The organism is Marichromatium sp. AB31, from assembly GCF_003718685.1.
GTDB lineage: Bacteria > Pseudomonadota > Gammaproteobacteria > Chromatiales > Chromatiaceae > Marichromatium > Marichromatium gracile.
In genome coordinates, this window is the sequence record NZ_RHFI01000018.1 from 54,085 (window position 1) to 65,846 (window position 11,762).

Here is an 11,762-nt window from a genome sequence, read left to right on the forward strand (position 1 = left end):
CGATGACCGAGACGATCGAGATCACCCGCCCCGACGACTGGCATCTGCACCTGCGCGACGGCGCGGCGATGGCCGATGTGGTGGGACACAGCGCGCGCCAGTTCGCGCGCGCCATCATCATGCCCAACCTCAAGCCGCCGGTGACCGACACCGCGCTCGCGCTCGCCTATCGTGAGCGCATCCTGGCGGCCCTGCCGCAGGGGAGCGGCTTCGAGCCGCTGATGACGCTCTATCTCACCGACCTCACCCGGCCCGAGGAGATCGACAGGGCACGCGCCAGCGGCGCGGTGGCCGCCTGCAAGCTCTACCCGGCCGGCGCCACCACCAACTCCGACAGCGGCGTCACCGACATCGCCCGCATCGCCCCGGTCCTCGAGGCGATGCAGCGCAACGCCATGCCGCTGCTGGTGCACTGCGAGGTCACCGACCCCGAGGTCGACATCTTCGAGCGCGAACAGCGCTTCATCGATGACAAGCTGGTGCCGCTGCTGCGCGACTTCCCCGAGCTGAAGGTGGTCTTCGAGCACGTCACCACCGCCGACGGCGTGGCCCTGGTGCGCGAGGGCCCGGAGACCCTGGGCGCCACCATCACCCCGCACCACCTGCGCTACAACCGCAACGCCCTGCTCGCCGGCGGCATCCGTCCGCACTTCTACTGCCTGCCGGTGCTCAAGCACGAGCGTCACCGCGAGGCGCTGGTCGAGGCCGCCACCAGCGGTCATCCGCGCTTCTTCCTCGGCACCGACAGCGCCCCGCACCCGCGCACGGCCAAGCTCAGCGACTGCGGCTGCGCCGGCGCCTACAGCGCGCACGCGGCGCTGGAGCTGTATGCGGAGGTGTTCGACGAGGCCGGCGCGCTGGATCGGCTGGAGGGCTTCGCCAGTCATCACGGCGCCGACTTCTACGGACTGCCGCGCAACCAGGAACGGGTGCGGCTGACCCGCACGCCCTGGCAGGTGCCGGCGCACTATCCGTTCGGCGAGGACTGTGTGGTGCCGCTGCGCGCCGGGGAGACCCTGGGCTGGCGGCTCGAGACGGCCTGATCGGGCCGTCCTGGAAGAGGCTCCGGCGTCCCCGAACGGGGACGCCGGATGGCGGGATCAGATCTCGGCGGGACTGTCGAAGTCGATCTCGTCCCAGACGTCGTCACCGCCTGCACCACTCGGCGGGTTGCCGTCGTGGACCAGGCTCTCGCGACGCTGCAGATAGGTCTCGCGCAGGAAGCTGTAGGGATCGAGCGCGGCCTCCTCGAGGATATCGCTGGCATCGAGCAGGTCGGCACGCTGATCGATCGCGCGCAACGCGATCGCCCCCCAATAGACCTGATTCTTCTCGAGGTTGAAGAAGGGGTCGAGCGCCACGTCACCGGCGAAGCCGAAGGTGTCGCGGATGCTGCTCGGACCGACGATCGGCAACATGAAGTAGGCGCCGGACTCGAGCCCCCAGTAACCGAGCGTCTGACCGAAGTCCTCCTTGTAGCTCGGCAGCCCGACGTTGGTGGCGACGTCGAACACCCCGAGGATACCCACGGTGGAGTTGATGAACACCCGGCCGACATCGCTGCCGGCGCGCGACATCTTGAACTGCAGCACGTTGTTGACCGCCGAGGTCATGTCGGCGACGTTGGCGAAGAAGTTGGTCACGCCGCGATCGACCGGCTCCGGCGTGACCTTGCGATAGGCGCGCGCGGCGGGTTGGATGAAGGCCTTGTCGAAATCGCTGTTGAAGCGATAGACGGCCCGGTTGTAAGGCTCGAGCGGGTCGCGTGGATCGCTCACGCGCGCCGCGCCGGAGGCGCAACCGGCCAGCAGCAGTGCCGCTCCGAAGATTCCCAGCCACTTGAACCCGCGTGTGTCCATCTCGACGTCCTTCACCTGATTCAACGCAACGAGTCGCGATCCTACCACAGCGCAGCCCCCTGACGGGGCCGGCATGGGCAACAGGATTGGCGTTGCCGACCAAACCACTTATGCTGTCGCGATGAACGGTGAAGAACAGATTCCAGACGGCATCGCACAGCGCTTTCGCGGCTTCCTGCCGGTCGTCGTCGACGTCGAGACCGCGGGCTTCGACGCCCAGCGCCACGCCCTGCTCGAGATCGCCGCGGTGGTCATCCGCATGGCGCCCGATGGCCGGCTCGAACCCGCGCCCGCGGTCCATTGCCATGTGCTGCCCTTCGTCGGCGCCGAACTCGACCCCAGGGCGCTCGCCTTCAACGGCATCGACCCGGACCATCCGCTGCGCGAAGCCGTGCCCGAGCACGAGGCGCTCAACCGCATCCTCTCCCCGGTCCGCAAGGCGGTGAAGAACACCGGTTGCACCCGCGCCATCCTGGTCGGGCACAACGCCCACTTCGACCTCGGCTTCATCAAGGCGGCGGTCGATCGTACCGAGTTCAAGCGCAACCCCTTCCATGCCTTCAGCGTCTTCGACACCGTCAGCCTGAGCGGGCTGATGTTCGGCCAGACCGTACTCGCCAACGCCGCACGCGCCGCCGGGCTCGGCTGGAGCAACAGCGACGCGCACTCGGCGCTCTACGACGCCGAGCAGACCGCGCGACTGTTCTGCACCATCATCAACCGCTGGAACGAGTTCGATCCACTGCGCTTCTGGGAGAGCGGCGAGCGACTGCCCGCCCCCGAGTAAGGGCTCGGACAACGCTAGTCGGCGCCGCCCTCGGCGCGCGCCGCCGCCTGCTCCATCATCGGCTTGAGTTCACCCCCGGCATGCAGTTCGAGGGTGATGTCGCAGCCACCGACCAACTCGCCGTCGATATAGAGCTGCGGGAAGGTCGGCCAGTCGGCATAGCGCGGCAGGTGCTCGAAGATCTCCGGGTCCTGCAACACGTTGACATAGGCGAAGGGCACGCCGCATTCCTGGAGTGCCTGCGCCGCACGCATCGAGAACCCGCACTGCGGGAACTGCGGCGTGCCCTTCATGTAGATCACCACCGGGTTGTTCTTGACCTGCTCGCCAATACGCTCCAACACGTCCATCGCTCACCTCGCACCGGATTTGATCCTGTCATCGCTGGCACGAGGATCGGGCCGACCGGGCCGATTTCAACCGGCGTCGGCGCCATCGACATTGCGCTGCAGCCACAGCTCGAGCGCCGCGAGATGCCACAGCTTGTTGCCCTGGATGCGGGTGTGGTGCATGTCGGGAGCGGCGAGCAGCTGCTCGATGTAGTCGCGCCTGTAGAGCCCGCGCTCGCGACAGGCGCGTGAGTCGAGCAACTCACGCATGAAGGCGAGGAAGGGGCCGCGCACGTACTTGAGCGCCGGCATCGGGAAATAGCCCTTGGGGCGATCGATCACCGCTGCCGGCAGCAGCCCGCGCGCCAGCGCCTTGAGCGGGTACTTGCCACCCTCGCGCAGCTTCAGTTCGGGCGGGCAGCGCGCGGCCAGCTCGACGAGCCGATGATCGAGGAAGGGTACCCGCGCCTCCAGCCCCCAGGCCATGGTCATGTTGTCGACCCGCTTGACCGGGTCATCGACGATCAGGGTGGTCACATCGAGACGCAGCACCGCGTCCATGAAGGTGTCGGCCCCAGGCGCGGTGAGCGCCGGACCGATCAGCTCGGCGGTGTGATCGGCGCCGCCGTGGGCGGCCGCGACCAGCCGCAGATACTCCGCGTGATCGCGGTCGAAATAGTGCTTGGCGAAGCGTTCGAGCCGGCTGCCCGCGCCCTCGGCCTGCATCCGCGGATACCAGAAGTAGCCGCCGAAGACCTCATCGGCGCCCTGCCCCGACTGCACCACCTTGATCTCGCGCGAGACCTGCTCGGCGAGCAGATAGAAGGCCACTGCGTCTTGGCCGAACATCGGCTCGACCATGGCGTCGATCGCCTCGGGCAGGCGCTCGAGCACCTGGTCGTTGGGCACCTGAAAGCGCTGATGACGGGTGGCGTAATGGGCGGCGACCTGATCGGAGTAGAAGAACTCGCTGCCCGACTCCTCCGGGGTGTCCTCGAAACCGACCGAGAAGGTGCGCAGATCGCTCACCCCGGTCTCGGCGAGCAGCGCCACCAGCAGGCTGGAGTCGAGCCCGCCGGAGAGCAGCACCCCGACCGGCACGTCGGCGACCTCGCTGCGCACCCGCACCGCGCGGCGCAGCTCGGCATGGATCGCCTCCAGCCACTCGCCCTCGTCGCGCGGCTGCGCCGGACGCGTCGCCTCCAGCTGCCAGTAGGCCCCGCCGCTGCGTCGGCCATCGGCCTCGAGACGCAGCCAGTGGCCCGGCTCGATCTTGCGCACCCCGCGCAGGATGGTGCGCGGCGCCGGCACCACCGCGTGCAGGGTGAAGAGATGATGGAGCGCCACCGCATCGACCGCGGTATCGACCCCACCGGCGGCCAACAGCGCCTGGGAGTTGGAGGCGAAACGCACCCGCCCGGTCTGTTCCGACCAATACAGCGGCTTGATGCCGAAGCGGTCGCGCGCGAGGATCAGCGCCCGCTCGCGCGCATCCCACAGACCGAAGGCGAACATGCCGTGGAGGCGCTCGAAGCAGCCCTCGCCCCAGGCGTGCCAGGCCTTGAGGATGACCTCGCCGTCGCCCTCGGAGAAGAAGCGGTAGCCGCGCCCGACAAGCTCGGCGCGCAGTTCGCGATGGTTGTAGATGGTGCCGTTGAACACCAGCGCGAGGCCCAGCTCGGCATCGACCATGGGTTGATTGGCGCGCACCGAAAGGTCGATGATGGAGAGACGGCGATGCCCGAGGGCCAGGGCACCGTCGCTGTAGCTGCCCCCATGATCGGGACCACGCCGGGTCAGGCGCGCCATCATGGTCTCGATCGCGCCGAGGTCGGCCGGGGCGCCGTCGAGGCGCAACTCACCGCAGATTCCGCACATCCGTGCTCACTCCATCGTGTTCTTTTCGGTTCACAGTCGGGGCGCCCGGAATGCGGGCGCAGCGCGCCCCCGGGCCATCCACAGCGATGGTCACACAGCGACGCCGACCGTTGCAAAAGCGCCCGCCCGACCTCAGTTTGGGCCGCAAGGCGAAGCCAAGTCCGGGTCGGGCCCGCCAGCCGCGACCGAGACACGCAGGATTCGGTCACGGGGTTCATGCCCCGTGACGGCCCACGCATCTATCGACAAGCCGCACCCATACAGGAGGGGAACCCCAATGGCACACGAACTCCCACCCTTGCCCTATGCCAAGGACGCGCTCGAGCCGGTGATCTCGGCCGAGACCATCGACTACCACTACGGCAAGCATCACCAGACCTACGTCACCAAGCTCAACGACCTGATCGCCGGCACCGAATTCGAGTCGGCCTCGCTCGAGGAGATCATCAACAGCGCCCAGGGCGGCGTCTTCAACAATGCCGCCCAGGTGTGGAACCACACCTTCTACTGGCACTGTCTCTCGCCCAACGGCGGTGGCGAACCGGCAGGCGCCCTGGCCAGCGCGATCGAGTCGACCTTCGGCTCCTTCGATGCCTTCAAGCAGCAGTTCGAACAGTCGGCCGCGGGCAACTTCGGCTCCGGCTGGACCTGGCTGGTGAAGAACGCCGAGGGTGCGCTGGAGATCGTCAACACCTCCAACGCCGCCAACCCGATGACCGAGGGCAAGACGCCGCTGCTGACCGTCGACGTCTGGGAGCACGCCTACTACATCGACTACCGCAACGCCCGTCCGAAGTATCTGGCGGCCCTGTGGGAAAAGGTCAACTGGGACTTCGTCGCGGCCAACTATTCGGCCTGATCGCCCCGCGCCCGGCGTCGCCGGGCGCGCACCGACCTCAAGCACCCACGTTTTCCCGATAGGATTCATGGGCTTGCAAAGATTTCACATCTCCCACGCGCACCGAGTGGTTTCCTTGTAACCACCACTGCATTCGCGTTATATTCACTCACTTCGCCTTTGTTTGGAGGCGGTTTCCGCACCGAGGAACCGCCTCTTTTCGTTTTTTCACCGGAGACCGAGCGGGGCCCTGCCGCAATGAGCGATTCCTTGATGGCCACCTACAACCGTCTGCCCGTCACCTTCGCCCGCGGCGAAGGTGTCTGGCTGTGGGATACCGAGGGCAGGCGATACCTGGACGCGCTCGCGGGGATCGCCGTCTGCGGGCTCGGCCATGCCCACCCGGCGGTGCGCGACGCGCTCTGCGACCAAGCCGCAACCCTGGTCCACACCTCCAACCTCTATGGTGTCCTCGAGCAGCAGCGCCTCGGCGATCTGCTCATCGAGCAGACCGGGATGGACCGGGTGTTCTTCGGCAACTCCGGTGCCGAGGCCAACGAGGCGGCGATCAAGCTTGCCCGGCTGCACGCCCATCGCAAGGGCATCGACAACCCGGCGATCCTGGTCACCGAGGGCAGCTTCCACGGTCGCACCTTGGCGACCCTCTCGGCGACCGGCAACCGCAAGGTACAGGCCGGCTTCGAGCCACTGGTCCAGGGCTTCCTGCGTGTCCCCTATAACGACATCGAGGCGATCGAGACGGCGGCGGCCAACCGCTCCAATATCGTCGCCATCCTGGTCGAGCCGATCCAGGGCGAGGGCGGCATCAATGTCCCCGCCGCAGACTACAACGCCCGGCTGCGCGCAATCTGCGATCGCGAGGGCTGGCTGCTGATCCACGACGAGATCCAGACCGGCATGGGCCGGACCGGACACCTGCTGGCGCACCAGCACGACGGTGTCCAGCCCGATGTCGTCACCCTCGCCAAGGGGCTGGCCAACGGCGTGCCGATCGGTGCCTGTCTGGCGCGCGGCGAGGCCGCCGACACCTTCGGCCCCGGCAGCCACGGCTCGACCTTCGGCGGCAATCCCCTGGCCGCGCGCGCAGCGCGCGCGGTGCTCGAGACGCTGCGCGACGAGGACCTCTGCAGCCACGCCGGCGAGATCGGTGAGTGGCTGATGGGCGCCCTGCGCGAGGCCTTCGCCGGGACCCCGGGGGTGGTCGAGGTGCGCGGTCGCGGACTGATGATCGGCATCGAACTCGATCGCCCCTGCGGCGCACTGGTCGGCCAGGCGCTCGAGGCCGGTTTGCTGATCAATGTCACCGCCGAACGCGTCATCCGTCTGCTGCCGCCGCTGATCCTGCAGCAGTCCGAGGCCGAACAACTGCTCGAAACGCTGACGGGGCTCGTCCAGCGTTTCCTGGAAACCGATTGAGCGCCACGGCGCTGGAGAGCTGAAACCATGGATGCCGGTCATACCCCGCACTGCAGACACCTTCGCTCGCTGCTGGACCTGAGCAGCGATGAGGCCCGGGCGCTGATCGCCCGTGCCATCGAACTCAAGCGCATGCAGCGGGCCGGAGAGGAGCATCGAACCCTGGCCGGCAAGGCGCTGGGGATGATCTTCGAGAAGTCCTCGACGCGCACCCGAGTCTCGTTCGAGACCGGGATGTTCCAGCTCGGTGGGCATGCCCTCTTCCTCTCCCCACGCGACACCCAGCTCGGGCGCGGCGAGCCGATCGAGGACAGTGCGCGGGTACTCTCGCGCATGGTCGATGCGGTGATGATCCGCACCTTCGATCAGGAGACGGTGGAGCGCTTCGCCGAGTACTCCTCGGTGCCGGTGATCAACGCCCTCACCGACCGCTTCCACCCCTGCCAGCTGCTCGCCGACATCCAGACCTTCGTCGAGCATCGCGGCGACATCCGTGGCAAGCGCGTCGCCTGGATCGGTGACGGCAACAACATGTGCCACTCCTTCATCAACGCCGCACGGCTGTTCGACTTCGAGCTGCGCATCGCCTGCCCCGAGGGCTATGCCCCGGACGGTGCCATCTACGCCGCCGCCAGCGACCGTTGCACCATCGTCCACGACCCGGCCAAGGCCGCCGAGGGTGCCGACCTGATCGCCACCGATGTCTGGGCGAGCATGGGCCAGGAGGACGAGCAGGCGCACCGTCAGGCGTTGTTCGCCCCCTTCCAGGTCGATGACGCGATCATGGCGCGGGCGGCCAAGGACGCGCTCTTCATGCACTGCCTGCCGGCGCACCGTGGCGAGGAGGTCTCGGCCTCGGTGATCGATGGCCCGCAATCGGTGGTCTGGGACGAGGCCGAGAACCGGCTCCACGCCCAGAAGGCACTGCTCGAATTCCTGCTCGGGCCCGCGGCCTGAAGCCAACCCGTGCTGTCGGTCGAACACCGCCCCCGTCGGGCGCGATCACCAGCCATCGAAGATGTCGGGCAGGCGCCCGGCGTACAGCAGATCAACCCCAGCCGAGTCGAGGACGCCTCGTGATACGCATCGCGCTCCTATCCCTTACGCTCCTGGCCACGCTGCTCGGTCAAGCCGCCATCGCCCAGGCCGAGACCCGCTATGTGACCGACGAGCTCGAGATCACCCTGCGCACCGGCGAGAGCACCCGCTATCGCATCATCCGCATGCTGCCGAGCGGCACCCCGCTCGAGGTGCTGAGCGTCAACCGGGCCACCAACTATGCCCGCGTGCGCACCGAGGACGGCACCACCGGCTACGTGCTGGAGCACGAGCTGCAGGACGAGCCGGCGGCGCGTGAGCGCGTGGCCACGCTCGAGGCCAAGCTCGCCGAGCTGCAACAGAAGCCCGATGCGCTCGCCGCCCAGCTGAGCAAGCTGCAGACCGAGCACGAGCAGGTGAGCGACGACAATGCGGCACTGCGTCAGGAGAAACAGCGCCTGGAGCAGGAGCTGGCGACCGTCCGTCACGCCTCGGCCAACATCCTCGAGATCACCGAAGACCGCGATCGGCTGCGCATCCAGGTCAGCGAACTCACCCGCGAGCGCGCCGACCTGCAGCAGGAGAACCGCGATCTCAAGAACCAGACTCACCAGCGCTGGTTCCTGATCGGCGCGGGCGTGGTCACCGGCGGCGTCTTCCTCGGGTTGCTGCTGCCGCACCTGCGCTGGCGACGGCGGCGGAGTTCCTGGGCCTCGCTGTAAGGCGATACGCGCGAGCGCCCTGGCGGTGATCGCGCGACCTCCCCTCCCGCCCGGACGCCAACGCGCGCCCGGGCACACGTCCCCTGCCATGCTGGCCACTCACGCCACCCCGACCGTGCTCGCCGCGGCCAATGCGCCCGCGCCTCAGCCGTGGCTGATGAGGGGCGTATAATCGAAGCGTGTCAAGTTCAACCCTTCAGGTCTGTCCCACTATGCCCCAATACCGTTCCAGAACCTCGACCCAGGGCCGCAACATGGCCGGCGCGCGCGCGCTGTGGCGTGCCACCGGCATGAAGGATGGCGACTTCGAGAAGCCGATCATCGCGGTCGTCAACTCCTTCACCCAGTTCGTCCCCGGACACGTGCACCTGAAGGACCTCGGTCAGCTGGTCGCCCGCGAGATCGAGGCCAACGGCGGCGTGGCCAAGGAATTCAATACCATCGCCATCGACGACGGCATCGCCATGGGGCATGACGGCATGCTCTACTCGCTGCCCTCACGCGACATCATCGCCGACTCGGTCGAGTACATGGTCAACGCCCACTGCGCCGACGCCATGGTCTGTATCTCCAACTGCGACAAGATCACCCCCGGGATGCTGATGGCTGCGATGCGCCTCAACATCCCCACGGTGTTCGTCTCGGGCGGGCCGATGGAGGCGGGCAAGGTGCTGCGCGACGGCGACGAGCTGCGACTCGACCTGGTCGATGCGATGGTCGCCGCGGCCAATCCCGAGGAGAGCGACGAGGCGGTCGCCCAGATCGAGCGCTCGGCCTGTCCCACCTGCGGCTCCTGCTCGGGGATGTTCACCGCCAACTCGATGAACTGTCTCACCGAGGCGCTGGGCCTGAGCCTGCCGGGCAACGGTTCGCTGCTCGCCACCCACGCCGCACGCAAGGGCTTGTTCCTGGAGGCCGGGCGGTTGATCGTCGAGCTGGCCCGGCGCCACTATGAGCAGGACGACGCCAGCGTGCTGCCGCGCGCGATCGCCGACCGCCGCGCCTTCGAGAACGCGATGAGTCTCGACATCGCCATGGGCGGTTCGACCAACACCGTGCTGCACCTGCTGGCGACCGCGCACGAGGGCGAGGTCGACTTCACCATGGCCGACATCGACCGGCTCAGCCGCAAGGTGCCGAACCTGTGCAAGGTCGCGCCGGCGACCCAGCGCTATCACATGGAGGACGTGCATCGCGCCGGCGGCATCATGGGGATCCTCGGCGAGCTCGACCGCGCCGGACTGCTCCACCGCGAGGTCGCCACCGTGCACAGCCCCAGCCTGGGCGAGGCGCTGGAGCGTTGGGACCTCAAGCGCAATGCCGCCCCCGAGGCCGAGCGCCTGTATCGCGCCGCGCCCGGCGGCGTGCCGAGTCAGCAGGCCTTCAGTCAGGACCAGCAGTGGCCCGAGCTCGATCTCGACCGCACCAACGGCTGCATCCGTGAGCGTGAGCACGCCTACAGCCAGGACGGCGGACTGGCAGTGCTCTTCGGCAACCTTGCCGAGGCCGGCTGTATCGTCAAGACCGCGGGGGTCGACGCCTCGATCCTCCGCTTCACCGGCCCGGCGCGGATCTTCGAGAGTCAGGACGCCGCGGTCGCGGCCATCCTCGGCGACCGGATCCAGGCCGGCGATGTGGTGTTGATCCGCTACGAGGGTCCCAAGGGCGGACCGGGGATGCAGGAGATGCTCTATCCCACCAGCTATCTCAAGTCCAAGGGGCTCGGCAAGCAGTGCGCGCTGATCACCGACGGACGCTTCTCCGGCGGCACCTCAGGATTATCGATCGGTCACGTCTCGCCGGAGGCCGCAGAGGGCGGTCTGATCGGGCTGGTCGAGGAAGGCGACCAGATCGAGATCGACATCCCCGGCCGCAGGATCCACCTCGCCGTCGACGAGCAAACCCTGGCCACACGTCGTCAAGCGATGGAAGCCCGAGGCGAGGCCGCCTGGCAGCCGGGCGAGCGCGAGCGCAAGGTCTCCAAGGCCCTGCAGGCCTATGCCGCCCTGACCACCAGCGCCGCCTACGGCGCCGTGCGTGATCTCAGCCAGCTCAAGCGCTGATCCCCGCCCACGCTCACCCCGCCGTCGTCATCCGGCGCGGCGGGGGCTCCAGCCTCCAGCCTCCAGCCTCCAGCCTCCAGCCTCCAGCCTCCAGCCAGATGGTGAACCGCAAAGGCGCCAAGCACACAAAGGATTGTGAGTGTAGATGACGGTCTAACAGACTTCAGTCGCCAGCGATCAGCCGTCAGTCAGACGGCATTGATACCCTTAACGAAGTCGGTTTACCTCGTGCAGCGCCGTCGGTAGGGCTACCGTTTTGTGGCAACCCAACACTCGCGTCAACGTCTGCTGAGGAACGGCGCGCCGGGACAAGAACCGAACGCCGGCGATGCACTCGCGCGCGCCGCGGCGTCAGCCGCGTATTCCCGATACTCCTTCGCGTCCTTTGAGCCTTTGCGGTTCAATCCTACTGACCGCTGGCAGCTTTCAGCTGCCGGGACAGGAACCGAGCGCAGATCATGCACTCGCACGCGCTGCGGCGTCAGCCGCACATCCCCGACGCCCCTTGGCGTTCTTTGGGTCTTTGCGGTTCAATCTTTCCGGCTGACGGCTGACGGCTGACGGCTGACGGCTGACGGCTGGCGGCTGACGGCTGGCGGCTGACGGCTGGCGGCTGGCGGCTGGCGGCTTTTTTCGGCGCACAAAGTAAAACCCCCGAGCACAGGGTGCTCGGGGGTTTTGGGATAAGGTCCTGGCAGTGACCTACTTTCGCATGGGGAGGCCCCACACTATCATCGGCGAGGTCCTGTTTCACTTCTGAGTTCGGGATGGGATCAGGTGGTTCCAGGACTCTATGGCCGCCAGGAAAACT

Annotated in this window: 10 protein-coding genes and 1 rRNA gene; 7 read left to right on the top strand and 4 right to left on the bottom strand. The window is 67.6% G+C overall.

What is annotated here, in order from left to right; genetic code table 11:
- Positions 1 to 2 precede the first annotated feature (2 nt).
- Complete coding sequence (gene pyrC / locus EBL84_RS12800) at positions 3 to 1,043, top strand: dihydroorotase (protein ID WP_123141173.1); 1,041 nt, start codon at positions 3 to 5, stop codon at positions 1,041 to 1,043.
- Between the two features lie 57 nt (positions 1,044 to 1,100).
- On the opposite strand, the gene EBL84_RS12805 is transcribed toward pyrC, so the two are convergent.
- Positions 1,101 to 1,859 (bottom strand): VacJ family lipoprotein, encoded by a 759-nt coding sequence (locus EBL84_RS12805; RefSeq protein ID WP_123141184.1) that lies wholly within the window; start codon positions 1,857 to 1,859, stop codon positions 1,101 to 1,103.
- Positions 1,860 to 1,980: 121 nt separating this feature from the next.
- On the opposite strand from EBL84_RS12805, the gene rnt reads away from it, so the two are divergent.
- Positions 1,981 to 2,646: a ribonuclease T gene (gene rnt, locus EBL84_RS12810; RefSeq protein ID WP_123141174.1), complete on the top strand. Its 666-nt coding sequence runs from the start codon at positions 1,981 to 1,983 to the stop codon at positions 2,644 to 2,646.
- A gap of 14 nt (positions 2,647 to 2,660) precedes the next feature.
- Here rnt and grxD read toward each other — a convergent pair whose 3' ends face one another.
- Together grxD and EBL84_RS12820 are read right to left on the bottom strand one after the other, a co-directional pair.
- Entirely contained in the window at positions 2,661 to 2,996 is a 336-nt protein-coding gene (grxD, locus tag EBL84_RS12815; protein ID WP_005224048.1) for a Grx4 family monothiol glutaredoxin, read from the bottom strand.
- A gap of 66 nt (positions 2,997 to 3,062) precedes the next feature.
- Positions 3,063 to 4,853, bottom strand: a complete 1,791-nt coding sequence (locus tag EBL84_RS12820) for an N-acetylglutaminylglutamine amidotransferase (protein WP_123141175.1) — start codon at positions 4,851 to 4,853, stop codon at positions 3,063 to 3,065.
- Between the two features lie 277 nt (positions 4,854 to 5,130).
- On the opposite strand from EBL84_RS12820, the gene EBL84_RS12825 reads away from it, so the two are divergent.
- The 5 genes from EBL84_RS12825 to ilvD all read left to right on the top strand — a co-directional run bounded on the left by EBL84_RS12825 (position 5,131) and on the right by ilvD (position 10,951).
- On the top strand, positions 5,131 to 5,712 hold the full coding sequence (locus EBL84_RS12825; RefSeq protein ID WP_123141176.1) for a superoxide dismutase: 582 nt from the start codon (positions 5,131 to 5,133) through the stop codon (positions 5,710 to 5,712).
- A gap of 237 nt (positions 5,713 to 5,949) precedes the next feature.
- Positions 5,950 to 7,128, top strand: a complete 1,179-nt coding sequence (locus tag EBL84_RS12830) for an aspartate aminotransferase family protein (protein ID WP_123141177.1) — start codon at positions 5,950 to 5,952, stop codon at positions 7,126 to 7,128.
- Positions 7,129 to 7,155: 27 nt separating this feature from the next.
- The gene (argF, locus tag EBL84_RS12835) at positions 7,156 to 8,085 is read left to right on the top strand and encodes an ornithine carbamoyltransferase (protein WP_123141178.1); all 930 of its coding nucleotides are present in this window, start codon (positions 7,156 to 7,158) and stop codon (positions 8,083 to 8,085) included.
- Between the two features lie 119 nt (positions 8,086 to 8,204).
- Positions 8,205 to 8,888, top strand: a complete 684-nt coding sequence (locus EBL84_RS12840; protein WP_123141179.1) for a TIGR04211 family SH3 domain-containing protein — start codon at positions 8,205 to 8,207, stop codon at positions 8,886 to 8,888.
- 212 nt (positions 8,889 to 9,100) lie between these two features.
- Complete coding sequence (ilvD, locus tag EBL84_RS12845; RefSeq protein WP_123141180.1) at positions 9,101 to 10,951, top strand: dihydroxy-acid dehydratase; 1,851 nt, start codon at positions 9,101 to 9,103, stop codon at positions 10,949 to 10,951.
- A 689-nt stretch (positions 10,952 to 11,640) separates the two neighbouring features.
- Here the strand turns inward: ilvD and rrf are convergent.
- Positions 11,641 to 11,756: ribosomal RNA gene (gene rrf / locus EBL84_RS12850) — 5S ribosomal RNA — on the bottom strand.
- Positions 11,757 to 11,762: the final 6 nt, after the last annotated feature.